The sequence below is a fragment of the Nonlabens dokdonensis DSW-6 genome (genome assembly GCF_000332115.1).
Classification (GTDB): domain Bacteria; phylum Bacteroidota; class Bacteroidia; order Flavobacteriales; family Flavobacteriaceae; genus Nonlabens; species Nonlabens dokdonensis.
Map to the genome: position 1 here is coordinate 496,812 of NC_020156.1, position 25,893 is coordinate 522,704.

At 34.5% G+C, this 25,893-nt stretch carries 26 protein-coding genes and 1 pseudogene; 13 read left to right on the forward strand and 14 right to left on the reverse strand.

The genetic code is table 11. The annotated features are described in order from the left end of the window. Nucleotides 1-6: 6 nt before the first annotated feature. The 6 genes from DDD_RS02015 (at nt 7) to DDD_RS02040 (ending at nt 3,480) form a co-directional block, all read left to right on the forward strand. A complete protein-coding gene (locus DDD_RS02015; RefSeq protein ID WP_041566852.1) occupies nt 7-849 on the forward strand; it encodes an alpha/beta fold hydrolase in 843 nt (280 codons plus the stop codon). Between the two features lie 56 nt (nt 850-905). Beyond that, entirely contained in the window at nt 906-1,145 is a 240-nt protein-coding gene (locus tag DDD_RS02020; RefSeq protein WP_015361055.1) for a DUF7218 family protein, read from the forward strand. A 3-nt stretch (nt 1,146-1,148) separates the two neighbouring features. After that, nucleotides 1,149-2,171 carry an AI-2E family transporter gene (locus DDD_RS02025; protein WP_041566853.1) on the forward strand — a complete coding sequence of 341 codons (1,023 nt, stop codon included), beginning with the start codon at nt 1,149-1,151 and terminating at the stop codon, nt 2,169-2,171. Between the two features lie 61 nt (nt 2,172-2,232). After that, nucleotides 2,233-2,775 carry a ClpP family protease gene (locus DDD_RS02030; protein ID WP_015361057.1) on the forward strand — a complete coding sequence of 181 codons (543 nt, stop codon included), beginning with the start codon at nt 2,233-2,235 and terminating at the stop codon, nt 2,773-2,775. A 73-nt stretch (nt 2,776-2,848) separates the two neighbouring features. Beyond that, the gene (locus tag DDD_RS02035; RefSeq protein WP_041566854.1) at nt 2,849-3,067 is read left to right on the forward strand and encodes a hypothetical protein; all 219 of its coding nucleotides are present in this window, start codon (nt 2,849-2,851) and stop codon (nt 3,065-3,067) included. Next, the gene (locus DDD_RS02040) at nt 3,064-3,480 is read left to right on the forward strand and encodes a VOC family protein (RefSeq protein ID WP_015361059.1); all 417 of its coding nucleotides are present in this window, start codon (nt 3,064-3,066) and stop codon (nt 3,478-3,480) included. Before DDD_RS02035 ends, DDD_RS02040 begins: the two co-directional genes overlap by 4 nt. Nucleotides 3,481-3,508: 28 nt before the next feature. On the opposite strand, the gene DDD_RS02045 is transcribed toward DDD_RS02040, so the two are convergent. From DDD_RS02045 to DDD_RS02055, 3 genes are read right to left on the reverse strand one after another with little or no spacing between them, the layout of a single operon-like run. Continuing rightward, nucleotides 3,509-4,705, reverse strand: a complete 1,197-nt coding sequence (locus tag DDD_RS02045) for a T9SS type A sorting domain-containing protein (protein WP_041566855.1) — start codon at nt 4,703-4,705, stop codon at nt 3,509-3,511. Nucleotides 4,706-4,723: 18 nt separating this feature from the next. After that, nucleotides 4,724-5,944: a T9SS type A sorting domain-containing protein gene (locus tag DDD_RS02050; RefSeq protein ID WP_041566856.1), complete on the reverse strand. Its 1,221-nt coding sequence runs from the start codon at nt 5,942-5,944 to the stop codon at nt 4,724-4,726. Continuing rightward, the gene (locus DDD_RS02055) at nt 5,934-6,296 is read right to left on the reverse strand and encodes a DUF4907 domain-containing protein (protein ID WP_015361062.1); all 363 of its coding nucleotides are present in this window, start codon (nt 6,294-6,296) and stop codon (nt 5,934-5,936) included. Before DDD_RS02055 ends, DDD_RS02050 begins: the two co-directional genes overlap by 11 nt. Nucleotides 6,297-6,355: 59 nt before the next feature. Here DDD_RS02055 and DDD_RS02060 point away from each other — a divergent pair. Continuing rightward, a pseudogene (locus tag DDD_RS02060) lies at nt 6,356-6,505 on the forward strand (extradiol ring-cleavage dioxygenase); the annotation flags it as partial. Then, the gene (locus DDD_RS02065) at nt 6,502-6,915 is read left to right on the forward strand and encodes a YkvA family protein (protein ID WP_015361064.1); all 414 of its coding nucleotides are present in this window, start codon (nt 6,502-6,504) and stop codon (nt 6,913-6,915) included. The pseudogene DDD_RS02060 and the gene DDD_RS02065, both read left to right, overlap by 4 nt. A 36-nt stretch (nt 6,916-6,951) precedes the next feature. Here the strand turns inward: DDD_RS02065 and DDD_RS02070 are convergent, their stop codons facing one another. From DDD_RS02070 to DDD_RS02085, 4 genes are all read right to left on the reverse strand, one after another. Beyond that, nucleotides 6,952-7,533 (reverse strand): hypothetical protein, encoded by a 582-nt coding sequence (locus DDD_RS02070; RefSeq protein ID WP_015361065.1) that lies wholly within the window; start codon nt 7,531-7,533, stop codon nt 6,952-6,954. A 49-nt stretch (nt 7,534-7,582) separates the two neighbouring features. Then, the gene (locus tag DDD_RS02075) at nt 7,583-9,223 is read right to left on the reverse strand and encodes an amidohydrolase (protein WP_015361066.1); all 1,641 of its coding nucleotides are present in this window, start codon (nt 9,221-9,223) and stop codon (nt 7,583-7,585) included. Nucleotides 9,224-9,440: 217 nt separating this feature from the next. Then, on the reverse strand, nt 9,441-11,177 hold the full coding sequence (locus DDD_RS02080) for a TonB-dependent receptor (RefSeq protein WP_015361068.1): 1,737 nt from the start codon (nt 11,175-11,177) through the stop codon (nt 9,441-9,443). A 7-nt stretch (nt 11,178-11,184) separates the two neighbouring features. Beyond that, nucleotides 11,185-14,205, reverse strand: coding sequence for a tetratricopeptide repeat protein (locus DDD_RS02085; RefSeq protein WP_041566857.1), 3,021 nt, complete (start codon nt 14,203-14,205; stop codon nt 11,185-11,187). A gap of 124 nt (nt 14,206-14,329) precedes the next feature. Between DDD_RS02085 and DDD_RS02090 the strand changes: the two genes are divergently transcribed. From DDD_RS02090 to DDD_RS02100, 3 genes are read left to right on the forward strand one after another with little or no spacing between them, the layout of a single operon-like run. Then, nucleotides 14,330-15,013, forward strand: coding sequence for a cell division ATP-binding protein FtsE (locus tag DDD_RS02090; protein ID WP_015361070.1), 684 nt, complete (start codon nt 14,330-14,332; stop codon nt 15,011-15,013). 8 nt (nt 15,014-15,021) lie between these two features. Beyond that, nucleotides 15,022-16,131 carry a glycosyltransferase gene (locus DDD_RS02095; protein ID WP_146250756.1) on the forward strand — a complete coding sequence of 370 codons (1,110 nt, stop codon included), beginning with the start codon at nt 15,022-15,024 and terminating at the stop codon, nt 16,129-16,131. Between the two features lie 13 nt (nt 16,132-16,144). Then, the gene (locus DDD_RS02100; protein WP_262491816.1) at nt 16,145-17,065 is read left to right on the forward strand and encodes a glycosyltransferase family A protein; all 921 of its coding nucleotides are present in this window, start codon (nt 16,145-16,147) and stop codon (nt 17,063-17,065) included. Here DDD_RS02100 and DDD_RS02105 read toward each other — a convergent pair. Together DDD_RS02105 and DDD_RS17185 are read right to left on the reverse strand one after the other, a co-directional pair. Beyond that, nucleotides 17,042-17,443 (reverse strand): sugar 3,4-ketoisomerase, encoded by a 402-nt coding sequence (locus DDD_RS02105; RefSeq protein WP_015361073.1) that lies wholly within the window; start codon nt 17,441-17,443, stop codon nt 17,042-17,044. The two genes, DDD_RS02100 and DDD_RS02105, sit on opposite strands and share 24 nt — an antisense overlap. A 14-nt stretch (nt 17,444-17,457) precedes the next feature. Continuing rightward, on the reverse strand, nt 17,458-18,279 hold the full coding sequence (locus DDD_RS17185; RefSeq protein WP_015361074.1) for a glycosyltransferase family 2 protein: 822 nt from the start codon (nt 18,277-18,279) through the stop codon (nt 17,458-17,460). A 31-nt stretch (nt 18,280-18,310) separates the two neighbouring features. On the opposite strand from DDD_RS17185, the gene DDD_RS02115 reads away from it, so the two are divergent. Continuing rightward, nucleotides 18,311-19,456 (forward strand): glycosyltransferase, encoded by a 1,146-nt coding sequence (locus DDD_RS02115; protein ID WP_015361075.1) that lies wholly within the window; start codon nt 18,311-18,313, stop codon nt 19,454-19,456. 43 nt (nt 19,457-19,499) lie between these two features. After that, nucleotides 19,500-20,471 (forward strand): Fic family protein, encoded by a 972-nt coding sequence (locus DDD_RS02120; protein WP_015361076.1) that lies wholly within the window; start codon nt 19,500-19,502, stop codon nt 20,469-20,471. Between the two features lie 118 nt (nt 20,472-20,589). On the opposite strand, the gene DDD_RS02125 is transcribed toward DDD_RS02120, so the two are convergent. From DDD_RS02125 to recR, 5 genes are all read right to left on the reverse strand, one after another. After that, complete coding sequence (locus DDD_RS02125) at nt 20,590-20,877, reverse strand: hypothetical protein (RefSeq protein WP_015361077.1); 288 nt, start codon at nt 20,875-20,877, stop codon at nt 20,590-20,592. Between the two features lie 492 nt (nt 20,878-21,369). After that, complete coding sequence (locus tag DDD_RS02130; protein WP_015361078.1) at nt 21,370-22,707, reverse strand: dihydrolipoamide acetyltransferase family protein; 1,338 nt, start codon at nt 22,705-22,707, stop codon at nt 21,370-21,372. A 133-nt stretch (nt 22,708-22,840) separates the two neighbouring features. Continuing rightward, nucleotides 22,841-23,959, reverse strand: a complete 1,119-nt coding sequence (locus DDD_RS02135) for a glycosyltransferase family 2 protein (RefSeq protein ID WP_015361079.1) — start codon at nt 23,957-23,959, stop codon at nt 22,841-22,843. 61 nt (nt 23,960-24,020) lie between these two features. Then, entirely contained in the window at nt 24,021-24,956 is a 936-nt protein-coding gene (locus DDD_RS02140; RefSeq protein ID WP_015361080.1) for a hypothetical protein, read from the reverse strand. A gap of 319 nt (nt 24,957-25,275) precedes the next feature. Continuing rightward, entirely contained in the window at nt 25,276-25,893 is a 618-nt protein-coding gene (recR, locus tag DDD_RS02145; protein ID WP_015361081.1) for a recombination mediator RecR, read from the reverse strand.

Sequence of the window (25,893 nt, forward strand, 5' to 3'; positions counted from 1 at the left end):
TATTACATGAAAAAATTATTACAAAAAGCCATACCTAAGATGTATGGCTTTTACTTTAACATACTTCACCTATTCTCAAAGGAGAAATCTGCAGATCTAGCTCTTAGGGTTTTTAGTGTTCCTAGAAAGGGCAACATCCTACCACATCAAAAGAGCTTTTTATCAACGGCTAGAACCCAAAAAATTGCCTTTGAAGATGGCCTATTCATGTTGTATCACTGGAAAGGGAATGGCCCAACAGTTTTACTTAATCATGGATGGGAATCAAACAGCTTCAGGTGGAAATATTTAATAGAGCCTTTACAAGAATTAGATTATAATATCATCAGCATAGACGCACCTGCGCATGGCGGTAGCGATGGTACTTTATTTACTGCAGTGAAGTATTCTAGAATTATTAAGGACACTATAGAATTATATCAACCTAAAATAGTCATCGCGCATAGCGTAGGTGCTATGGCAACTATATTTCAAGAATCTCAAAAACCGCATCCATTCATAGAGAAATTTGTTTTTCTGGGAAGTCCTAATCGGTTAGAGGTTATTATGCGAGGCTATCAAGAATTGACAAGTTTCAATAATTCTGTATACGAGAGCCTAAACAAATCTCTGAAAGCCAAATTCGGTTATCATATTGAAGAATTTAATGCAGCAAATTTTGCTAAGAAGATAAAAGTTCCTGCACTAATTGTTCATAATCCAGATGACTTAATTGTTCCATTTCAAGCCATGGAAGAAATAGCAGCAGCCATGCCATTTGCAACTACATACACCTCACAAACTGGAGGTCATAGCCTTTACACGCAAGAAGTCATTGATCGAGTAATTGAATTCCTTAAAGAAGCTTAATTATATTTTTCTTAACCCTAGACTACTAGTCACTTCCTTATATTTAAAATAAAAAGATGGGAAGACCTAGTATAAAAAACGAAGATCAATATGAAGCATTAGTCGATCAAGGATACAGTAAAGAAAAAGCAGCTCGTATTGCAAACACTGAAAATGCTGGTAAAAAAGGTGGCCGAGCCAATGATTATGAAGACAGAACCAAAGAAGAACTTTACGATCAAGCAAAAGAGCTCGATATAGAAGGACGCTCTAAAATGAACAAAGAAGAATTGATTCAAGCCCTACGCAATAACTAAAATATGTCCAACCAAATTCCAACTACCAAAATACGTCAGCTATTTATCCTGATCGTGATAATAGCAATTTTAGTTCTTATAGGAACTAACTTACTACCTTATTTAGGCGGTGTTCTAGGTGCTATTACACTTTATGTTTTATTAGAACCTATTCAAAGCTGGCTAGAAAAGAAAAAATGGAGACCATCACTTGCAGCCTCATGTTTGATAACTCTTTCGTTTATCATTATTCTGCTGCCTATTTCAGGAATTGGTTTGATGATGAGCTCTAAAGTAAAGAGCGCCATAGATAACAGCAAAGAAATTACAGAAACCGTAAAAGCTGAGATCAGCAAGGCAGAAGAACTAGTAGGTATGAATATTTCAGAGCGCATCAATACCGAAGATGTGAGCAGCTGGGCGTCAGAAAACTTGCAAAGCTTTGCTAGCTCAAGTCTTACTGTTTTTATCGCAGTAGGAATCATGTTTTTCTTACTTTATTTTATGCTGGTAGAACGTGAAAAGTGGCTCAAAGCTTCATTAGATTACATGCCGCTTAAAGAGAAAAATATAAAAACCATAGGAAAAGAGAGTATCGATTTAGTTAAATCAAACGCTATAGGAATTCCACTAGTCGCTTTACTTCAAGGAATAGTCGCACTTATAGGATACTTCATTTTTGGAGTTGAAAATCCGTTTTTCTGGTTTGTAATTACTGTTATAGGTAGTATGATCCCTTTTGTAGGAACTGCTTTAGGAATTTTGCCCGTATGTATTTTGCTTTTTGCTCAAGGAGATACTGGAGCAGCAATAGGTATTTTAATTTATGGAGCAGTGGTAGTAGGAGCTACAGATAATCTATTTAGGCTGGTAGTTCAAAAACGATTAGCAGATGTTCATCCGTTAGTAACACTTATAGGAGTAGTTGTAGGTGTACCTATTTTTGGATTTATCGGTCTTATATTTGGACCTTTATTAGTGAGCTTATTTTTATTACTAGTAAAAATATACAAGAATGAATACGGAAATCAAGGTGAGGCAATATAGTATTGTTAAATCAGCTATTTATTTTTTATAGATTCCTTATTTTTAACCCAAAATAAAATTGATGAGTAAAGTATTTAAACTTCAAGATAAAATAGATGAAAACTATATAGAACAGCGTAAGCTTTTCATTTGGGGAATGGTAGACGATAAAACAGCAAGACACTGTGTAGATCGTTTATTATACCTAGATTCACTAAGTAATGAAGAAATTACTTTTGTGATCAATAGTCCTGGTGGTTATGTAACTGCTGGTTTTTCTATTTACGATACCATGAGAGAAATTAAAAGTCCGGTAAGTACCGTTTGTAGTGGTCTTGCAGCATCTATGGGATCTATTTTATTATCTGGTGGAGAAAAAGGACGTCGTATGATCCAAAAACACGGTCGTGTAATGATTCACCAACCTAGTGGCGGCGCTAGAGGTACCAGTGCCGATATAGAAATTACCGCTAACGAAATTCTTAAAACTAAAGAATTAAGTGCACAAATCCTTGCAGACAATTGTGGTCAAAGCTTTGAAAAAGTGATGAAAGATTTTAATCGTGATTACTGGCTAGGTGCAGAAGAAGCAGTAGAATATGGAATCGTAGATGGTATTTTATAATTAAGATAACAGTAAAACTCATAAAGCCAGCTTATATTTAAGCTGGCTTTGTGTTTTAATTTAAGTTCAGATGATGAAAAGAAATTTACGTGGTTTTGTAAACGCATATTTTAGAACCTTGTCTATAATTTTCTTTTTACTATTCGTTATTTACAGCATTTTAAGCATAGGCTCTGAAGATTATTTGAGATCATTAACCTCTTTAATATCTTATAGTATTTTACCAGTTGTTTTAGGAAACACCATAGTCGCCATCATATATTTTTATATCAAACAAAAGTCCATTAAATGAAACTAACTCCATTTCACCTTGCCATTCCAGTTAAAGAAATTACTACAACTCGTGATTTTTATCGCGATGTATTAGGCTGCAAGGAAGGCCGCAGTTCTGACCATTGGGTCGACTTTGATTTCTTCGGTCATCAACTCGTTATTCATGTGACTGAAGAGGCACAAAAGGCAGCTATAAATGCTGTAGATGGTAAGGCTGTTCCTGTTCCACATTTTGGGGTTGTGTTAGAGTGGGATGTTTTTCACGCTTTCGCGAAAGCGGTAAAAGAAAAAGGCGTGGTATTTATTATAGAACCGTATATACGATTTGAAGGATTACCTGGCGAGCAAGCGACCATGTTTTTTCAGGATCCTAGCGGAAATTCCTTAGAATTCAAGTCTTTTAAAGATTTTAACCAAATATTTGCCTATTAATTGAATGGACTTTATTCTTTATTTATAATTATCGTTTGATAATTTTCTTTACTATTAACGGAAGATTTTCCCGCTCAACCTTCAGTATATAAACTCCTAAATTGAGATGTGAAAGGTCGATAGTTTCAGATTGAAATAAACCTAATAATTTTCCAGAAAGATTGTAAACAGCAGCGTTTTTAAAGCTAGATGTCTCGATAATCAATTCGTTATCAAAAGGGTTAGGGTATATTGAGATATTATTCGTAGCATTGATAGACTGCTCGCTCAAAGTTTGATCTTGAAATTGATAAAAATCAGTAAATTCAATTAATTGTGTAGTGACCGTATAACCTAGACCTACAAAACCTTTATCAGTCGTACTAAAACTTACTCCAGCAATACGACCAGAACCGATGAATTGATCTACTTGTGTCCAAGAATCATTTAAAGGATCAAATCTCCAGAATTCAGTAGTGTACATAAACCTTCCCATTCCTACGTAACCATAATTACCGATAGAGAAACCAGCGCAGTCAGAACGTCCTGATCCTGGGTAATTAGCTTTTTGAGTCCAAGTATCAAGTATAGCATCATATTCCCACACTTCATTAGTTGATTGCGAGCTTGAGGTGCTGGAATCAAAGCCATAACCACATGCGATATAACCCTTATCAAAAATTTCAAAACCTACTGCTCTATTTCTACCAGTGGATGGTATCGATGTTTTTTGTGACCAAGTATTTCCAGATGGGTTAAATTCCCAAAGATTATTTGATTCGGTACCAATATTAGTTGCGGTTCCTCCAGCAACTACATATGCCTTATTTTGAACTACAAATGTGGCCGATTTATCCACGTTGCTACCAGGAAAAAAAGAGTTGAAAGACCATGTATTTAAAATTGGATCGTATTCCCATAAGTCATAATATAATTGTGTGCTATTCCGGCCTAATCCCATATACCCTTTCCCATTTATTGAAAATCCAGCAGCACCGCCTCTTAATGGACCACCTACATTTGCTTTTTGAGTCCAGATTCCTGTTACGGTATCATATTCCCAAAGATCATTATTATAGATAAAGCTTTGACCACCAGTTCCTACATAGGCTTTTTCACCTATTGTGAAACTAGCCGGCCATGATCTAGCAACACTTGGAAAATTTGAAATAGGCTGCCAGCTATTTTGTGCATTACTCACACATAACAAACCAACAATCATAATATACAAAGGAATATTTTTCATATTACAAAGGGAATAAATTTACTTTTTAACGATTACATTTTGATAATCATGACTTCGGGAAAAACATTTTAAAATAAAAACACCTGAACTAAGTGATTTGAGATCAATTGTTGCATTATACAGTTTTCCCTTTCTAACTATCTGTCCTTTTATATCGTAAATAATAAAATCAAGTTTTACGTCTGTCTCGATAAAAGTTGGCAACTCGATAAATATTTTATCAGTAAATGGATTAGGGTAGGTATTTATTTGATAATTCTTGTCAATAGATTCATTTGATAAGGTAGCGTCTTGAAAACGCCAAAAATCATTGAAATTAACTGTACCGGTATTATTAGTAGTATACCCTAAACCCATGTATCCAGTATTCCCAACTGTTGCACTTACGGAAGCTATTCTTCCAGCTCCCCAAAATGAAGGCATAATAGTCCAAGCATCCATTGTCGGATCATATCTCCATAAATCAGTATTTGCTAAGTATCCTAAACCTAAATAAGCGTGACCATTCATTGAAAAGGCTATACAGTCTGTACTGCCTAATCCAGGATAATCAGCCCTTTGAATCCAAACATCGGTAATAGGATTGTATTCCCATAAATCCTTCAAATTTGCGTTTGCCTGACCATCATAATGAAAACCTACCGCTATGTAACCTTTCGAATTTAATGTAAAAGAGCTGGCTCGATTACGAGGTAAACCTGGAAGCGACGTTTTTTGTATTAAACTATTAGTCGCAGGCGTATATTCCCACAACTCACTAGAATCGTTTCCTACACCTGCAAAAGATCCATTAGTTAATAAATAAGCTTTATTGTCAATAGTAAATGCACTAACGTTAGCAACTCCAGTTGCTGGGAAATTGTTCACCACACTAGTCCATTGATTATTTTGTGGATTATAAGACTTTATATCCTGACATTGTTGTTGAAATCCACAAGTACCTAGACCTAAATATCCTATACCATTTACAGAAAAACCTACTGCACCAGTTCTATCTAAACCGGTAAAATTTGCTTTTTGAGACCATGTATTTGTTATCGTATTATATTCCCACAAATCATCTTCGAAGCTCAAATTCACACCTCCTGTACCTATATAAATTCTATCGCCAATTGTAAAAGTGGCAGCCCATGCACGTGGACTGCCTGGAAAGTTTGTCACAGGAAGCCATTCTTGCTGACTCATAGCTAAGCTATTGAAGAGGAAAAAGCTAATTATAGCTAGTAAACTAGTTTTCATATTTAATATTTAAACTGTCCAACTCATGGACAGTGACAGAAGGAGGGAAAATTTTATTATTTAATTTATAGATCATCAGTTCTGCTACCATAGTCGCATCTTCCTCTGATTTGAAAGCTGAAGCTCCATTAATTGCAGGTATGTGCTTCTGCTCTATTACTACGCTATTGTTGAAAATTATTTGAAATCCAAATGAGTTTTCACCTCCAATTATATTGTATTGATATACACTTATCTTTTCTTCGTCTTTTTTTATTACATCCTTTCGAACATCGTTATTCCTACATCCAGATATAAATAATAACATACAAACGATAAGCGGTTTATAAATAAATTTGTTTTTACTTAACATAAGAGTAAAAATAAACAATTATCTTATAGAAATTGATAAGAGTTTTCGCGAAAGCGGTAAAAGAAAAAGGCGTGGAATTTATTATTGAGCCGTATATACGATTTGAAGGATTACCAGGCGAGCAAGCGACCATGTTCTTTCAGGATCCTAGCGGAAATTCCCTAGAATTCAAGTCTTTTAAAGATTTTAACCAAATATTTGCCTCATGAGATTATTCAGAAAAAAAATAAATTTACCAGACGAGCAATATACTTTAGATGCGGTGGAAGAAGCAACCGTTGAGGATGTAGATGCGGCTATTGAAAAAGAGGAAAGCATCTCTGCCACCATTGCAAATGCTGGCTTTCTTAAAAAATATGCTAAGCTAGGTAAGATCATGTTCATGATGATCAAAGATTACCGCAAAGGCATTTATACCGAGATTCCATGGTTTACCATTGCAGCGATAACCACAGGTCTATTATATGTTTTCAGCCCTCTGGATTTAATTCCAGATTTTATTCCGGTCTTGGGTTTTGTTGATGACTTAACTGTTTTGTCTTTTGTAACAGGCTGGATAGAAACAGATCTTCATAAATACTTAGACTGGAAGTTGAAAGAGAAAGCTTACTTAGATTAAGAGTCAAATTTTCTAGTCTTTTGTGCTTAACAAAAATTAGTTCTTGTTATTAAAACTCATTTTTAAGTATACCGGAATGTCACAGTCTAAACAAACAGCTTCATTTTCTTCTATCTTAAAAAGCTTGCCGAAGTAACTTGTTTTATTACTATCATATTCGAGAAGTAATTGATCGTTTATTATTTGATAAGTACCAACCTTTTCTATGCCACAACCAGATTCAAAATAATCAACATAAAATCGCTTATTTTCATATAATTCAAGCTCTATGTAGGCTTGTTCATTTTCTTCTAATTTTATAATTACATCATCAAAAACGACCAAAAAGTATAGTGGTCGAAATATAAAAATTGACACGATTAAAGATATTGTAAAACCAATAGAAATTAATCTATAAGCTCTCCATTTCCCTTTACGGTATTGAGCAATAGAATTAATTAGAATCCCAATACTACATATGGTGAAAACTAAAAATAATGGATAAATTATTAAGCCGTCTTTATCGCAAATCATAAAATTCCCAGGAGAAATAATATAAATAAAGAAACTAGCTATCAGAGTTAGTACAACTAAAACTAAAAGTTGGCCTATCAGTGGTATAGTGTCTTTTGCATTCATTTAAAACCAGTAAAAGAATCTTCAAAAATTTAATTATAAAATCACTCTGCTAGTTCTTTTCATAAACCATTTCCCCATTAGAATAAGTAGCTGTAACCTTCATCTCAGGAACTTGATCTATTGCCACTTCCATTAAGTCTTGATCTAGCATAATAAAGTCTGCAGCTTTGCCTATTTCTAGACTTCCCTTTTCATTTTCTTCAAAGTTTGAATACGCTGCCCAAATGGTCATACCTCTTAAGGCTTCTTCGCGAGAAAGCGCTTGCTCTGGTCTGAAACCTTCTTCTGGATAACCGCTAGTATCTTTTCTAGCTACAGCAGCATAAAAAGTCAAAAACGGATTTACTTGCTCTACGGGATAATCAGTTCCTAAAGCTAGCATTTTTGATTCTCCTAATAACTTTTTATAAGCATAAGCTCCTTTAATTCTTTCCTCTCCTACTCGATCTTCAGCCCAATACATATCACTTGTTGCATGCGTAGGTTGGACTGATGGAAGAATGTTTTCTTCGTCAAATAAATCAAAGTCATTTGGATCTACAATTTGTGCATGTTCGACACGCCATCTTCTATCTTTTTTACCGTCTAGCAATTCCTTATAAGCTTGAAGTACTACATAATTTGCACTATCACCTATCGCATGTGTGTTCATTTGATAATTAGTTGCTGCAATACGATTTGCAATTCCTTGAAAATCCTCTACACTGCTCAATAGTGCGCCAAAATGATTGTTTTTATCGGTATATTCTTCTTTCATCGCAGCACCACGACTACCCAAAGCACCATCTGCATAAAACTTAACCGATCTCACATTTAAACGATCTGTTTTTACAATTCCCTTTGTTAAGTAATAATCTAAGTTTTCTGGAGTATTAGAAATCATCGCATAAATCTTCATTTTCAAAGCTCCATCTTGTTGTAAACTGTCGATGGTTTCAATAGTTGATCGCATCAATCCAGCATCGTCTACCGTAGTGATACCATAACTAAAATTGATATCTTGAGCGTCCATTAAAGACTTAATGGTTTCTTGGGTTGATTCTTTTGGAAAAACGGCTTCTACTAATTCCATAGGATTATCTACAAGTATACCAGTAAGTTTTCCATCCTTTTGTTCAATCGCTCCACCGAATGGATCTGTATCTGTATCGATTCCAGCCAATTTTAACGCCGCATCGTTTGCAATCATCGCATGGCCATCAATACGAGTTAAAGCCACAGGAGTATCAGGAAAAAGTTCATTGAGCTCTTGATTAGTTGGAAACTCTTTTAGATCCCAATCATTTTGATCCCATCCACGTCCTATGATAAATGATTTATTTTTCTCGTTTTGGAAATCTGTTACTTTTTGAATCACCTCATCATAACTTTTTGTTCCTACCAGATCTACTCGTTGTAATTGCTGACCTAATCCGTAAAAATGACAGTGTGCATCTATTAATCCTGGATAAATAAATTTACCAGTTGCATCAATAGTTTCTGAAGCATTGAAGTTCTCAGCTATTAATTCGTCCTGAGTTCCTGTAAAAATGATTTTACCATCTTTTACCGCAAGTGCTGTTGCTGTTGAAAACTGATCGTCAACTGTATAAATTGTAGCATTCTCTATGATAAGGTCGGCCGCTTTTTGAGTTTCTTGATCACAAGAAATAAATATAATAAGTGCTAGAAGTAGGAGTGTTTTTTTCATGTCGTGAAAATAAGGAATGACAGTTAGTAAAGCAATTATGTATAGAGTTTATGATGTAGAGAATTTAACAAACATTGTGTCAACCACTCCTGATTTGCAGCAAGCTGCGAAATCTGTCCTCGCCTTTTCTAAGGCGAGGAGTTTTTTACTTTCTAATTACGGAAAGTGTTTGTAGAGATCTCGCTTTCGCGAAAGCGGAATTATTATCTAACTATTTCTACAAGTCAAATTTATACACGGCACCACCCATTATTTGTAAATCCTGAACTGGATAATCCAGATAATACTCATAGTTGCCTCCAGTTAGATTCTGACCTTTTAAAAAAGCAGTTAATTTAGGATTGATTTTGTAATTCACATCTATATTGAGATCTACAACAGCATCAAGCGTCTCTGTACCTGAACCTGATCTAAATGCCTTACGCTGATCTATGAAATAGAAACTTGCACCAACATTCCACTGATCATTTATCTCATAGTCACCTATTAAATCTATGGTGAATTTAGGAAGATGTGACGGAATATTATTGAATGAGTCAGCTTCACCATTATAAACGTCGTAATTAAATCCAGTTGCATTAAGAGTAAGATTAAAAGCTGTATTCACATCAAAACTTAAGCTACCACCATAATTCCATGTATTTAAGTCGGCATATTGCGTGTAAAACACATTTCCTGAGTGGTATGGTTGTACATCTCCTACGGTAAAGGATGCTCCTGTATCTTTAATGAAGAAGGATCTATTTTCCTCAATTTTATAACCACCAAATAATCGATAACCCAAACTTTCAGAAAGTTTTCCTTTAAACCCTAATTGAGCATCTACAATTCTATTAGTCGGGATTACATTTACCGCTGGTGCAAGAAAAACATTATCACTAGCAAACTGTTGAAGCGAATTCATATCCAGTCCACCGCCTATAGTTGCATAAGGAATAAGAGTTTCTTCTACGAGTATGTAACTTGCCACTATATCTGGATAAACAAATACATCACTTTCTGATGCTTCACTGTTATTAAGGTAGTTCACTTGAGCTCCTAGCTTTACTTTAAAATTATCTCCATAAAGATTTATCGCTGGACTCAAACCTGCTTTTAAGTATGTATATTCTTCTTGAGCAGGAAGTAATCCTTGCGTATCAAAACTACCGCTCAGATAATCTACCTCAGCACCTAAAGCTACTTCAGTTCCCATAATGTCAAAACCTAATTGCGGCAAGGCGTTAAAACGTATCTCGCTAGCGTCGTTACTAGATGTAGTTCCTGTAAAGTTGAGTTCTACATTTTTAAATACTCCATCAAAAAATGTTGCCTTACCACCTAAAGCATAAGAAAGATAATTGAAGGACACATCACTATCCTCAGTTAACGGATTAGGAGTGTTTTCAAAAGCACCATACCAGTTTGCCGCTTGATGTCTAGCTCCAGCTGTAATTCCCCAATTGAAGTCACTGGATCGTTTACCAAAAGAAATATCTAAAGAAGTATCAGAAAATGCATCGTCTGCAACCACGTCATTAATTCCGCCTTGTGAAGAGTTATGATTAAAAAATACACCTACATCACTATCTCGATCCACTTCAAAATTCATTGCTAGTTCACCCAAAACATTGATGTAATTTCCTAAACCTAGTCGTGCATAATTTTTATAATACTTAGCTCTTTGCGTAGGTTTTAATCTAGATAGACCAGCTTTAGTAGGTGTAAAAGTACTTGCTACAGGAACAGAAAATATACTGTAGGTTACTGGTTTCTTTTTCACCTTTGTTGTATCGCTGAAGGTCGGATTGCTTTTTACTTTAAAAGCATCACTTATAGAAGGATCATAAGGTTTAACTACTGTAATAGTACCACCATTCAATCGTTCTTCCTCTTCTTCTGGAGTTTGTCCTAATGCAACTGTTGCGCTTAAAGCGATAGCCGCAATAACTATGTTTTTTATATAGAAATTCATGATAAACTTAGTTTTGATTTGCCGGTACGACAGATGAGTTTGTTTTTGCTACCTCAGTTTTAATTTTTGCAAGTTCATTTTTTGCGTTAGTAACCACTTCTGGATATTGTGTGAAGTTTGCGATTACCGCATCTAGAATCGTAGTAGCATTGAGAGTTTGATCCAAGGCGTAGTAACTTTTTGCCATAACTACAAGACCTTTTGCACTCCATAATTTATAACCACCGTAATTTTTACTTAATCCATTTACTGTAGTAATCACAGCATCGTGATCACCTTGTTTGTTCTCAAAATAAGCTTTGTAGTAAGTGGCCTCAGCAGCAAGGCTACCTGTTGCTGTCTCACGTACTTTTTCATAACCAGTTTTAGCTGCTGCTTCGTTACCTTGTTTCCATGAGGAACGAGCAATAATGATTTCTGCATCAGATTTTACGTTGTTCTCGATACTGGTATCGGCTAGAACTTTGTTAGCATACTTTACAGCTTCTGCATACTTCTCTGTTTCATAGTAAGCTTTCATTAAGTTAGACTGTGCATAAATAACATTTTGAGGAAAGTCTGCCAATTGCTCCAATTGTTTTAAAACTGGAATTGCTTTGTCATAATCCTTTGTAGCTAAATGAATCTCGCTCAATCGGGCCAAAGCTTGCTCTGTAAACTCGCTTCTTTCTTTACTAACTACGTATTCATAATGTGGTACACTTTCTGCTTTTTTATTTTCAGAAAACTGAGCCTGCGCCAGATAGAAATGTGCTTTGAGAGCATGTTTACCATTTGGAAATTGATCCAAATACTTTTTCATTTCTCGAGCAGTACCGCTCATGTCTCCTTTGATAAAAGGTTGCTCTGCACTTTCATACGCCGTATCATCTAACTCGTTATCGGTCACCTCTACTCCATCGAGACTTCTTACCCAAACTGCATAATCATTAGTATTTCCTTTATCAATGTAAACTTGTCTAGCGCTGCTTATAGCTTGAACCGCTTGAGGAGTTCCTGCATACTTTTCGGCAACTTGTTTGAAAACAATTAAGGATTGATCAAGATTTCCATCGTTGTATAATTGCAAACCTTTACGCATCATGGCTTGCGAAGTATAAATGCTATTAGGATATCCAGAAATTAATTTATCGTAAGTTCTAATTCCGTCAGACACTTGGTTCGTATTGATATAGGTATTTCCTAACTCATAAATCACGTCATCGATATATTTTGAGGTCTTAAACCTTTGAATAAATGCTTCTAAGTCTTCAATTTTGCGATCGTTCCTTTGAACAAATCCATAGGAAATGGCTTTTTGAAAAGCTGCATAGTCAGAGTTAAATCCATTTAATTCTATCGCTTTATTATAAGCTTCCATTCCTGGCCAGTATTGCTTAGTAACAAAATTTGCATCTCCTATTCTTAGATAGGCATCGTTAAGTCTTACTCGATCATTATTTGCTCCAGATTGCTTAGTAAAAGCGGTAAATGATTTTATGGCTTCGTCATATTTCTTGAGTTTGAACTGTGCATAACCCATGTCGTAGTTATAAAGATCATCTTCTTCAATTGCAGTAGAAATTGCCTTTGCCTTTTTGAAATTTTCATAGGCTCCAGTAAAATTGTTAAGCTGGTACATCGTTTCTGCTTTCCAGAAGATTGTTTTTTTCTTTAATTCTGGATCAACAACATATTTAACCGCTTTATCGAGATTTTCTAAAGCATCTTGATATTCACCAGATGTAAATAAATTCAATCCATGGTATAAGGCTACTTTTCCATAGACTGCTTCATTTCCTTTTATTCTTCCATCTTCAAGTAATCGAAGCGCTTCTTTATAATTCTTTGAAGAAAAATAAGAATCGATTAGAAATTCGTTCATTTCGCTTTTCTTATCTGAATCAGGATACTTTTCTAAGTAAGCTAGAATTACCGCTGGAACACTGTCATAAGGGTTTCCATTCTCATAACTTAATTTTGCATAGTTATAAGACGCATCTTCAGAAATTTGAGCGTCAAGATCCATCTCACTAGCCTTTTTAAATGCATTGAGTGCATCTTCATTACGATCTAGTTTGATATAGCTTTGGCCCAAGTGGTAATAAGCATTCTGTGCTGTTGCATTTGCGCCGTCAATTATTTTATTAAAAGTCTCTATAGCTTTTTCAAAATTACCTTGCTTATAATATGCATAACCTAGCTGGTAGTAATCATTATTATTCCACTTGCCTCGAGTTCCTTCATATTCTTGCAAATATGGAAGCGCTTCATCGTATTTCTCTTGATTGAAAAGTGACTGGCCTATGATGCGGTTTAATTGAGATTTTTCTCTTCTATTGGATTTAGGAAGTTGTTCTTTAGCTAGCTTAATCGCTTCATCAAATTTTCCAGATTTATAATTCAAGTCTGCTTTATAGTAGGAAAGTTTTTCATCATCTTCTGGAGATTCACCTACTTGATTAAATAATTCTGTGGCTGTTTCTACTTCGTCATTTTCATAAGCGATGTAACCTAGATAGTATTTAGCTTTACTTCCGTATTCTTTGTCATCACTTACGCGGTTAAGGAAAGGTTTTGCCTCATCAAACTTTTTGGCTTGCACAAGAGTGTAACCAGTGTTAAAATAATAGCGGTTGATTTGCTTTCGCGAAAGCGTACTTTTATCAACTCTTTGATACCATGTTGCTGCTTTTCTATAATTACCATTATCAAAATAATAGTCTGCCACATCAATTATAGCTGAATTCTTTTTTATAGAAGTAGGATATTCTTCAACAAATTTTTCAATTAACTGGTCAGAGTTGCGTTGATTGAGACGTACCGCACAATTTGCGATATAATAGGAGGCATTACCTCTTATCACCTCATCATCTACCGTTTCTAGTACCTTTTCAAATAATCTTTGAGAAGCAAGGTATTGATCTTCTTGATATAAATCTACTGCCTGATTATAGGTAGCAAGATCATCGGTCGCAATTTTAGATTGCTGCGCGTAGGTAGTAGTAACCATCGTAATGAATAGCAGCAACAGGGCTAGTTTTCGCATAATTAAAAGGATTCTATTTGAGTAGTAAAATTATGATTTCCGTAGGTAGAACGCTTTAAAAGCTTATTAATTATTCATAATCTTATCCACATCTTAGTTAACTTTACAAGAAATTATAGTTTTTATGTCTGATAACGTTTTATCATTAAGTAAAGTAGATGTCTTCCAGAAAGATAACTTAATCTTGAAGAATGTCAATCTTGAGATAGGCAAAGGAGAATTTGTCTATTTAATTGGAAAAACCGGTAGCGGTAAGAGCTCCTTGATGAAGACTTTATATGGCGATATACCATTAAAAAAAGGTGATGGAACTATAGTTGATTTTGATTTAGCTCGCTTGCGCGAAAAAGAAATTCCTTACCTAAGACGTAAGCTAGGCGTCGTTTTTCAGGATTTTAAATTATTGACTGACCGTACAATCAATGATAATTTAAAATTTGTTCTCAAAGCAACTGGATGGAAAGGTAAAAAGGAGATGATGACACGCATAGAAGAAGTTCTTGATAAAGTAGGAATGAAAACTAAAGGGTTTAAGTTCCCTCATGAACTTTCTGGTGGCGAGCAACAACGTGTCGCTATTGCTAGAGCATTACTCAATGAGCCTGAATTAATTATTGCCGATGAGCCTACTGGTAACCTTGATCCACAAACTAGCGTTGAAATCATGGAAGTCTTGCAGCAAATAAACAAAAACGGTAATACCATTTTAATGGCTACTCATGATTATGCCTTGATTCTTAAATACCCATCTAAAACATTAAAGTGCGATGATGGTGAAATATTTGAAGTAGTTCAAAAAGCCGTTTGAACCGAGAATTGCACATAGTATCCTTTGATATTCCTTATCCGGTAAATTACGGTGGTGTCATCGATGTTTTTCATAAAATCAAATCATTATATGAAAAAGGCATTCAAATTACGCTTCACTGCTGGCAATATGGAGACAGAAAGCCAGAAGAAAAACTGGAACAATATTGTAAACAAGTATTTTATTATCAGCGTAAGATAGGTTTCTATGGGTTATCTACCACTTTACCTTATATCGTTTACTCTAGGAGAGATAAACTGTTGCTAGAGCGATTGCAACAAGATACCGCACCTATTTTATTTGAAGGCTTGCACACGTGCTATTATCTCAATCATGAATCGTTAAAAAATCGTCATAAAATGGTACGTTGTCATAATATAGAACATGAATATTATGAAAAGCTAGCGCAGCACAGCTCTAGAGTGAAAAAGATATATTTCAATAAAGAGAGTGATTTATTGAGAAAATACGAGCCTATACTCAAAAATGCACAAACGCTTTTTACCATATCAGACGATGATCAATTTTACTTTGAAAATAATTTTAGAGATGTAGAAGTAATTAAAATCAACGCCTTCCACACAGATGACAAAGTTTCAAGCCAGAAAGGTGAAGGAAATTATTGTTTATTTCACGGCAGCTTAAACGTTAGTGAAAACGATCACAGCGCAAGATACCTAGTAGAGCATATATTTTCTGAAATAGATCAGCCGTTAATTATCGCTGGTAAAGATCCATCTTTTGAACTTCAAAAGATATGTTCTAAAAAGAAACACGTCACTCTCATAAGCAATCCTAGTTGGGAAGAGCTCAATGACTTAATTCTCAATGCTCAAATTCATCTTATGCATGCCTCTCAAAAAAGCGGTTTAAAATTAAAACTGCTCAAAGCCTTGTTTTCTGGTAGACACGTTATAGCAAATAAAAAAATGGCTACTGAAACAAGAATAGCACAACACGTTACCATTGCTACGTCCCAAGAAGAATGGATAAAAGCTATCAAGACATTAATGAAACAATCTTTTACTGAACAAATGCTTCAGGAGAGAATACAAGTTTGTAATGATTACTCAAATGAGAAAAGTGCTGATTTACTAATAAAATCAATCAATTATTAAGGTTTTAGTCCACATACCACTGTATAACAAAGCTTCTACTATTGAACGCGCGATTAATAGTGTGTTTCATCAAGATATCAATAACTATGATCTTTTGATTATTAATGATGGTTCCACAGATAATAGTCTTGATGTTATTAAAGGTTTTCAAAATGAACAAGTAATCATATTATCTCAAGAAAATCAAGGAGTAAGCGCAACACGTAATCGAGCAATGAATTATGCCCAAGAAAAGAAATATGATGCCATTGCATTTCTAGATGCAGATGATTATTGGGACACTAACCATCTTAATGTATTAATTTCTTTGTTTCATAAATTTCCAGAAGCTGAAGTGGCTGGAACAAATTATAGGTTAAAACGATCACGCAAAACTCTACAGACTAAATTCAGTAATTTTAAAGATCAAAACAATCAACTTTTAAAGCATTTTTTTGAGCACAACTACTTGAACAGTGTGCTGAATTGCTCTAATTTAATGATTAAAATTAGTGCGATTGAAAAAGTCGGTTACTTTTCTGAGACAGTAACTCATTTTGAAGATATAGATTGGTTCATAAGAATAGGAATAAATGCCTCCACGGCTTTTAGCTTTAAAACTACCACTACTATTGATGAAGCTGCAGGAAATAGATCTGATCAAATTAAAATGAAAGATAGAAGGCTACCAGATTTTTCTATCTACCAAGCAAAAACTAAAAACCATAAAGGCCTTGAAAAATATCTGGATTTAAATAGACTCTCTATTGCCCTCGCATATAGAATGGTTAGCGATATTAAAAATGCAACAAAATACCAGCAACTAATTAACCTAAAAAACCTAAGTTCTAAACAACAAAGACTTTTAAAAATGAGTCGACTACAACTGAAATCTTTGAAAAGAACTCAAAAAATATTAGGCAACTTGGGTTTAAATTTCAGAGCTGGTAATTAAATCAAACTCCTCTTTATCTCTTATATAGTCAGCTTCGTCAAATTCATGCGACGCTAGTACTAGACACATCGCACCGCTAGAGAAATCTGATAGCTCTCTCCATATCATGGTAGGAATTAATAAGCCTTTATTTGGTTTACTTAAGGTCACTTTTTCTTTATGACTACCATTATCTAATTCTACTGTAAAACTACCAGAAACGGCAATCAATAACTCGAGGCATTCTTTATGCGCATGACCACCGCGATATGAGTCACTAGGTACATCATATAAATAATAGACACGTTCTATTTTATAAGGAATAGTGTCTTTTTCCAGCACCGCTAGATTCCCTCGAGGATCTGTAATTTTAGGAATGTCTATTATTTTATAATTCATCTAGTTGATCAAATTTAAATTTCTGAGCTCTTTTTGAAATCAGTTGCTCCTTTTTTGAACAACTTAACCTTTTTGAATGACTCTTTAGGATTTAAAATCATTCCCTTCTTTAATAGAAAAAAAGCATATTTCCATTTTCTAAAGGTAATATTATGATTTAAATATGCGGCAAGTGCACCTCGAGCATAAATTATCCTATCATTAAAAAAGTCTTGACTAGAGTTAATTTGATCATGCTTGACCAGTGAAATATTATGAAAATGAGGCATTAGATCATGAAAAAATGCATCGTTTAAGAATATAAAATTTTCACTATCTTCAAATTGAGCCCCAAGACCAAATCGCTCATCAAACTTCAAATCGTCAATAATTTGTTTATTTCTCTTAAAAGTTATTTCTGGAGATAGAACATTAATTATAGACTCCTTAGTATGCGGTTGTGAGCTTTCAAAATAATTGTAATACAATTCGTTTGTTTCCTTTACCAATGCTTGAAATGTGATAATTGCATTTGGAATTTTACCATGCGTATCAATTACGTGATCTACAGCTTCTGGCAGTACAATACAATCATCGTCAAGAATCCAGCATAGTTCTTTATTGCTATGCTTAATAGCAAGGTTCCTACTCTTACTTAAACCAAACTCTTTACTATTAATGACTCGTATATTTTCATAATCAGAATGCAGCACATTCTCTAAAGACTGGTTAACAATAAGGACAGACTCTTTAATCTGATTTACTTTTTTTTGAAACATCTCTTCTAGGAAAGACAAATCATTGCGGTTCATAGTCGCAATTAGAATTTCTAAATCGGTATTTCTGTAAGTACTCAACTCCTTATCTTTACCTCAAAGATACTTCTATATGCGCATATTGCTAGTAGGTGAATACAGTGGTTTTCATAATTCCTTAAAACATGGCCTTGTACAGCTCGGTCATGAGGTTACTATCGTAGGCGATGGAGATGGATTCAAGCGTTTTCCAGTCGATATAGAAGTAGGCAGCTCTTTCTTTGAGCGCAGTTGGTTCCTGCATAAAGTAAAAGTAGCTTGGTGGAAACTCACAGGTAAGAATCTAGAAGATCGATTGAAGTTGGCACGCTTTCGCGAAAGCGAGAACAAATTAAAAAACTACGACATCGTTCAATTTATTAATTCTAATGCCTTTAATTGTGAACCTCCAGTAGAACGCAAGATGATTGGTTTTCTATTACAGCACAATGAAAAATCTATTCTTATAGCTTGTGGTGACGATTACGAATATTCTAAATACCTGACAGAAGAACACGATGGATATAGTATTCTAGATGCTACAACAATGGGTGAATTTCAGAAAAAACAATTGTTTCACACGTACAAATATCTAGGTAAAGGTTATAAGAATAATTATTTACACCTAGTCGATGAGTCATTGTGTGTCATACCTAGCAATGTAGATTATTCAATGGCTTTATGGAACCAACCCAAAGCTACCCAGATTATACCAGCTGCGATTAATTGTTCCAAATTTGAACTTAGTTTAAATGAGGATTTAAACACAATAGAGATTTTCTTAGGCATCAATCGAGGTAATTACTGGAAAAAAGGCATCTATTATTTTGAGAAAGCACTTGAAATCATCAAGGATAAATACGGTAAAAGAGTAGGCATCACTATCGCAGAAAGTTTGCCTTATCAAGAATATATTTTATCTTATAAAAAAGCACATATTTTATTAGATCAAGTTTTATGTTATGATCAAGGATACAATGCTCTAGAAGCTATGGCGCAAGGTAAGGTTGTATTTTCTGGAGGAAGTGCCGTCTATCTAAAAGCACATAAATTAAGTGCCGTTCCTGTAATTGATGCACAGCCAGACGTTGATTATTTGGTAAAGAAATTATCTTATTTAATAGAACATCCAGAAGTTATAATTTCTACAGGCAAAGCAGCGCGAGCACACATCTTGAATTATCATGATAGTGTAGAAATCGCAAAAAAATATGAAAAACACTACCTTAATATCGGATAAATTTAATTTTAAATTATCCGATATTAAAAAGAAATGATTACATTTGAAGGTGGAAAACTGGAAAAATATAAGAGTTACTTATGAGATGATGGATTTACTCGTTAAGATAGACGAGAAAAAACTACGTCTTGATCAGCATCGTCCTTTCCCTAGTCCTGTAGTTCATAATATTCAAGAAAGTCTAGCCTTAGAATGGACTTATAATTCTAACAGTATTGAGGGAAATACCTTAACATTACAAGAAACTAGAATGGTTCTGGAAGACGGCTTGACCGTAAGCGGTAAGTCTTTACAAGAATATTTTGAGGCAGTAAATCATCATGAAGCTATAGATTATGTAGAGCAATTAGTCCAGCCAGATTACATATTACGAGAAAGAGATATTCTCAATGTTCATGAACTGGTTATGGATCGTATTGACAAAGAATTTGCTGGTCGCATACGTAATGCAGGTGTAAGAATAAGCGGTGCAAACTTTGTACCGCCTAACGCTAGAAAAGTACCTGATTTATTAGAAGAGTTAATCACTTGGGTAAATGAAGAAGAGCTAGAAATGCATCCTATTATTAAGGCAGCTGTTTTTCATCATCGCTTTGTATGGATTCATCCTTTTTTTGATGGAAACGGTCGCACGGCAAGACTGTCATTTAATTTGCTATTTTTAAAAGAAGGATTTCCTCCCGCAATTATTTTGAAAGTAAATCGTAAAAAATACTATACAGCTCTTAACGATGCTAATCAAGGTAACTATGAAAAGCTGTTTTTTCTAGTAGGAAGAGCCGTAATGCGTTCTTTGGAGATATATTTAAGTAATCTAGATGATACTGCTGGTGATTATGCACCTATTTCAAGCCTTGTTAAAGAACCTGGTATTTCTTACGGTCAAGAATATGTAAGCCTTCTAGCAAGGCAAGGTAAAATAGATGCCTATAAAGAAGGTCGTGTCTGGTTTACTACTGAGAAAGCGGTTAAAAATTATGTTGCAGGACGGAAGAGAAAAAGGAAACTGGAGTAGTTAGTAGTTAGTAGTTAGTAGTTAGTAAAATTAGAAATCCACAATTCAAACAAGTTGAATTGTGGATTTTTTATTTTCTCCTTTTGAAAAATTAAAGTTCGAGTTCAAATTCGAGTTTTTATTTATTCTTCCATTGAATGTCTAATCCTGGAAAATCCTCAGCCGTTTTCTCTTTGGCTTGTTTAGGGATAAGAAATTCATATTCTAAAGTTACTTCAAGACCATCATCTAGATAAAAAAGCATGGTCTCTTCACCTTCATAATCACATATCACAATAGCATGAATCTCATGAACATCAAAGTACTCTTCATCTTTGATTTCTATAGGTTCTACAAATTCAAAATAATGAAGCACTCTTGCGCCTTTAAAATAATCGATTTGATCTAAGTAGAGGTCTTTTTCCATATGGCAAAGGTAGTGTTTTGGTATGAGGGATTTAGAATGAGCAAATGGCTTTTATATGGATTATTGATATCTCATTTTAATTCTTCAGGTTCTATTAGATCATAAAAAATGCTTTCTAAGTCTAGATATGTAAATTTATAATGATTATTATTCAATTAAAACGGTTATCAATGTAATTGTGATAAGAAATAGTGAACAACAACAAAAGGCATAAACAATAAAAATATAATGGGAAATAGAATACTTTTAAAACGCTGCCAGTTGACAATAAGTAGAATTATTCCAAAGACACCAATTGTCCAACTTAGTAAAAAATAGGCTGTAAGTAAATACTCAAGAACATTAGCTATCTCAGAACTTAAATACAGTAACAAGAATAAAAAAGGGAGCCAAATTAAAGCTGAAACCTTAAAAAAATTATTCATACTAACTAAACTCAAAAAAAGCCAGCTCTCACAAGCTGGCTTTAGTTTATTGCTTTAATCAATTTATTTAAACCGTGCGATTTACATCAAATGCTTCCAGTAGTTGCGCAACACGTTGAACAAACTGTCCACCTAGCGCTCCGTTTACAACTCTGTGATCGTAGCTATGTGATAAGAACATTTTCATTCTGATGCCGATAAAGTCACCTTCTGGTGTTTCTACTACAGCAGGAACTTTTCTTATTGCTCCAAGAGCCAAAATACCCACTTGCGGCTGATTTATAATAGGTGTTCCAAGGACAGAGCCAAAGGTACCAACGTTAGTTACCGTATAAGTACCACCTTGTGTATCGTCTGGTTTTAATTTTCCGTTTCTAGCTCTATTTGCAAGATCATTTACTGATTTTGCCATTCCTACAAGATTCAATTGATCTGCGTTTTTAATTACGGGAACAATTAAGTTACCATCAGGAAGAGCAGCTGCCATTCCTAGGTTAATGTTTTTACGTTTAATGATTCTATCGCCATCAAGAGCGATATTCATCATAGGAAATTCTTTCAAGGCTTGAGCTACCGCTTCCATGAATATAGGTGTGAACGTGAGGTTCTCTCCTTCTCTTTGCTTGAAGCTGTCTTTATGCTTTTTTCTCCAGTTCCAAATGTTAGTTACATCACACTCGATAAAACTTTGCACGTGTGCACTCGTCTGTACTGACGCTACCATGTGGTGAGCAATCAGCTTGCCCATACGAGTCATTTCTATAATTTCATCTTCTCCATTTACAGATACTGGTGCTGCTACAGGAGCTTGCTTAGGCGCTGCAGAATGAGACGCTGGTGCTGCTGGTGTTGATGGTTCTTTTGAAACTGTTGCAACTTTTCCAGACTTCTTGTCTGCAACATATTTTAAAATGTCGTCTTTTGTAACACGTCCATCTTTCCCAGATCCAGAAATGGACTCTAACTCTGCAATAGATATATTTTCTTCTTTGGCTATGTTTTTAACTAGTGGTGAATAAAAAGAATCACTATCTGAAAAATTAACCGTTTCTGAAACTTGGGTGATTTCTTTTTCTACTTGGCTCGCTGCCGCTTTAACTTCTGGTGTAGAAGGAGCTGGTGTTTGTTCTGCTTTCGCGGAAGCGGAATCACCACTATCTTCACCTTCAGTTTCAATAATAGCTATAGTTTGCCCTACTTGAACGACATCATCTACTTGAAATAAGATCTCAACCAGTTTTCCGTCCACCTCGCTAGGCACTTCACTATCTACCTTATCTGTGGCGATTTCTAACACAGGTTCATCCATTTCTATGGTGTCGCCTACATTTTTAAGCCATGAAGTAATGGTAGCCTCTGCCACCGATTCTCCCATTTTAGGTAATTTAAGTTCAAATTTTGCCATAACTATTTAGGTACTATAACGTTTTCTATTATTTTGCAAAAATAAGAATTATAGACTTTACAATTGCCATAACAACATCTATATAGGAATATTTTAAGAATCAGTGATTAATATTTTATTGATTCTTAATTTTCTATACATATTTTATTTCACCGCGACTTGCGCTACTGTCACTGCCTATGTAAAAATCTCTATTTGGTGATAAAAATCGATGTTTCAAATCTTCAGTCTGCACCATAAAACCTATTATCTCTTGTATCGTGAGTGTCTTTATATCCCATAAAAAAGTAGAATCTCCAAAAGGACAATCCCAAACTTCAGCATGCTTCACTCTTTCGATTTTTAATGGCAAATCCAAGTCTTTGTCCTCCGTAACCAGATATAAATAATTGAGTTCTTTCGCCTTGTTTGCTAGCTTCTGCTTAGGTTTTACAGCAACCATTCCTTTAATCATCAAATCAATCGCCTTTTTCTCTAATGCAGATTGTTTGAAATACTTTTCGTAGAATAATCCCATAGCACCATAAAATCGCTCTAAATAAATTTTATCTTTAATGGTGCTTTCACCTTTAAAATGAATGACTTTTTGATCGCCTAAATAATAATTTTTATAGCCTTTTTGTAATGCGGTATAACTCAAATCGATGTCTTCACCGTACATAAAATACCGCTCGTCAAAACCACCACAATCTTCATAAACCTCTTTCTTACAAAACATAAAAGCACCAACTAGTATATCTACTTTTCCTCTATCGTTTTGACCTACCTCTTTGTAATAATAGTTGCGATCATTGCCTAGCATTTTTTGTCGTGCAACTTTAGGCGTAGGAATATGACGTTTACTTTCCGGGAGGAATTTCCCAGTACCATCGATGAGTTGAGTTCCCAGAAATCCTAGTTGAGGTTGCGCTTTCCCTTCGACAAGCTCAGGGCGGCGCGCGAAAGAAAGACATTCTTCAAACACCTCTTCTCCTACTATCGTATCAGGATTTAATATGCAAATAAACTCACCTTTTGCTTGCGCTACAGCAAGATTATTTCCCTTAGAAAAGCCATAATTTTCTTCATGCGCGATTACCTGTACTTGATCCCTAAAAACAAAATGAAGCATTTGTAAACTAGAATCGGTTGAATTATTGTCGGCTACAATAACTTCTGCATCTATATTTCTCGTTGCTCTTAAAACGCTGTAAATGCACAACTCTAAAAAAGCTGCTGCGTTGTAGTTAAGTATGATGATGGAGAGTTTCATTTATGGAACTCCATGTGATTATTGAAATTGAGTGATATGATAGCTTTCAAATTCATTGGAATTAATGATTATTCAAATACAGTAAAATAGCAGGAGCCACAAGAATGCTTTTATGGGGTTTCTCAAAAAACTGTGTAGCAAAGTCATAGTTTATCATCAAATTGATATTGATTAATTCATCCGATAATTCTTTAGTATATAAGTCTACTGTTTTTGCATAGTAATCTAGACGTTCAGATAACTGAAATTTAAGCTTTGTTTGATCCTTAAATTCAGGGACAATAATGTTTTGAGCTTCATCATAATAATTTAGCAATTCAATCGAAACTAATACTTTTTGAGCATTAATAAATACTTCATAGGGTTTTAAATCAATATCAATTTTATTTTTAGCGCCTTTTTCTAATATCATTGTTGGACTTTCAAATAACTCTTCAGTAAAGTTCAACTTTTGAAACTCCATAAAATTTCCTATTTCTTCCACAGCATAAAATCTAATTTTATATGTAGTTCTATGCATTACTTTATCTACATAAAAACCAACTTTACTAATATTAGAACCTTTTGAGTTGGTAAGATTAAATAACAAACCATATTTTGCGTCTTTACTCAATGCTCTTGACCTCCTTTTTAAAAATCTAGATCTTTCTCCTAAAATTGATATACCCTTACGTTGATTTGTAATTACGATCTCGTCCATTTCAAAAATGGACCTCTTCATATACACTACCTTATTCAATTCTTCTTTCTTGAAACCTATTGTTTCAAAATTCTTTTTTTCAAAAGAAATAGAATCAAAATCGACGCTTACTGGCAAGGATGATATGCCATCTTTACTTGTGGTATTTTTGAAGACAAATTCATTTTTTTTGTAAAGATTATAATTCACTTTTTCAATAAATTCCAGTGTACCACTGTCGATCGTTATAAATGAAGTCACTTTAGAAGAAACTAGTCCATGTGACAAAAAGAAGAAAAAAATAAATGCCTTATTCATTAATAGTAAATATAAAATTATTTAGGGATAATTGTATAATAATCATCTCAACTTGCAACATAATTTTTTTAAACTATCATCAATAAATTACCATGAATTCGACCTAATGTCATAAATAAATTCATGACCTTCAAATATTAACAAAATTGTCAATTCAAACGCAGTTGTGACTATTTGTAGATTTACTATATTTTCTCGTTTTCGACTGCGCTCAAACTGACCACTCAACTCTTTATTTATTATCTTATTGATCCATATTCAAATACGGACTTTTCTACATCAAACTCACATTAAATTAAAAAATTTTCAAGCCTAAGCCTTAACTTTTGAGCGAGTTCTCATAGGGAACACGATGTAAAATACTTCTTCCTAGTGTTACCTCATCGGCAAATTCCAACTCGTCTCCTACGGCTATTCCTCTCGCGATGGTTGATGTATTCACTTCTAGTCCATCGAGTTGTTTGAAAATATAGAAGTTGGTCGTATCGCCTTCTATTGTAGGACTAAGAGCAAAAATAATCTCTGTAACACCTTTATTTTTCACACGATCTACTAGTGATCTTACTTTTAAATCTTGTGGACCTATTCCATCCATCGGGCTAATTTTTCCACCTAAAACATGGTAGAGACCTCGATATTGGCTGGTATTTTCTATAGCCATGACATCACGTATATCTTCTACAACACAAACAATGGACTGATCGCGATTAAGACTGGAGCAAATTTCACAAATTTCTACATCGCTCACATTGTGGCAATTTTTACAAAAATTAAGATCATGACGCATTTTGAGCAATGCATCACTTAACAAGTCCGTATTTTGTTCTGGCTGTCGCATTAAATGTAACACCAGTCGCAAAGCAGTACGCTTTCCTATTCCAGGTAATTGCGATACTTGATTAACGGCTTCTTCTAAGATTTTTGAGGAGAAATTCAT

What these genes read in the sequence shown, in the direction of transcription:
- DDD_RS02055 (WP_015361062.1), bottom strand. Translation starts at nt 6,296, where the DNA reads ATGTTAAGTAAAAACAAATTTATTTATAAACCGCTTATCGTTTGTATG.
- DDD_RS02140 (WP_015361080.1), bottom strand. Translation starts at nt 24,956, where the DNA reads ATGAATAAGGCATTTATTTTTTTCTTCTTTTTGTCACATGGACTAGTT.
- DDD_RS02070 (WP_015361065.1), bottom strand. Translation starts at nt 7,533, where the DNA reads ATGAATGCAAAAGACACTATACCACTGATAGGCCAACTTTTAGTTTTA.
- DDD_RS02130 (WP_015361078.1), bottom strand. Translation starts at nt 22,707, where the DNA reads ATGGCAAAATTTGAACTTAAATTACCTAAAATGGGAGAATCGGTGGCA.
- DDD_RS02030 (WP_015361057.1), top strand. Translation starts at nt 2,233, where the DNA reads ATGAGTAAAGTATTTAAACTTCAAGATAAAATAGATGAAAACTATATA.
- DDD_RS02085 (WP_041566857.1), bottom strand. Translation starts at nt 14,205, where the DNA reads ATGCGAAAACTAGCCCTGTTGCTGCTATTCATTACGATGGTTACTACT.
- DDD_RS02065 (WP_015361064.1), top strand. Translation starts at nt 6,502, where the DNA reads ATGAGATTATTCAGAAAAAAAATAAATTTACCAGACGAGCAATATACT.
- DDD_RS02035 (WP_041566854.1), top strand. Translation starts at nt 2,849, where the DNA reads ATGAAAAGAAATTTACGTGGTTTTGTAAACGCATATTTTAGAACCTTG.
- DDD_RS02080 (WP_015361068.1), bottom strand. Translation starts at nt 11,177, where the DNA reads ATGAATTTCTATATAAAAAACATAGTTATTGCGGCTATCGCTTTAAGC.
- DDD_RS02135 (WP_015361079.1), bottom strand. Translation starts at nt 23,959, where the DNA reads ATGAAACTCTCCATCATCATACTTAACTACAACGCAGCAGCTTTTTTA.
- DDD_RS02025 (WP_041566853.1), top strand. Translation starts at nt 1,149, where the DNA reads ATGTCCAACCAAATTCCAACTACCAAAATACGTCAGCTATTTATCCTG.
- DDD_RS02090 (WP_015361070.1), top strand. Translation starts at nt 14,330, where the DNA reads ATGTCTGATAACGTTTTATCATTAAGTAAAGTAGATGTCTTCCAGAAA.
- DDD_RS02020 (WP_015361055.1), top strand. Translation starts at nt 906, where the DNA reads ATGGGAAGACCTAGTATAAAAAACGAAGATCAATATGAAGCATTAGTC.
- DDD_RS02075 (WP_015361066.1), bottom strand. Translation starts at nt 9,223, where the DNA reads ATGAAAAAAACACTCCTACTTCTAGCACTTATTATATTTATTTCTTGT.
- DDD_RS02040 (WP_015361059.1), top strand. Translation starts at nt 3,064, where the DNA reads ATGAAACTAACTCCATTTCACCTTGCCATTCCAGTTAAAGAAATTACT.
- DDD_RS02045 (WP_041566855.1), bottom strand. Translation starts at nt 4,705, where the DNA reads ATGAAAAATATTCCTTTGTATATTATGATTGTTGGTTTGTTATGTGTG.
- recR (WP_015361081.1), bottom strand. Translation starts at nt 25,893, where the DNA reads ATGAATTTCTCCTCAAAAATCTTAGAAGAAGCCGTTAATCAAGTATCG.
- DDD_RS02050 (WP_041566856.1), bottom strand. Translation starts at nt 5,944, where the DNA reads ATGAAAACTAGTTTACTAGCTATAATTAGCTTTTTCCTCTTCAATAGC.
- DDD_RS02105 (WP_015361073.1), bottom strand. Translation starts at nt 17,443, where the DNA reads ATGAATTATAAAATAATAGACATTCCTAAAATTACAGATCCTCGAGGG.
- DDD_RS02115 (WP_015361075.1), top strand. Translation starts at nt 18,311, where the DNA reads ATGCGCATATTGCTAGTAGGTGAATACAGTGGTTTTCATAATTCCTTA.
- DDD_RS02015 (WP_041566852.1), top strand. Translation starts at nt 7, where the DNA reads ATGAAAAAATTATTACAAAAAGCCATACCTAAGATGTATGGCTTTTAC.
- DDD_RS02125 (WP_015361077.1), bottom strand. Translation starts at nt 20,877, where the DNA reads ATGGAAAAAGACCTCTACTTAGATCAAATCGATTATTTTAAAGGCGCA.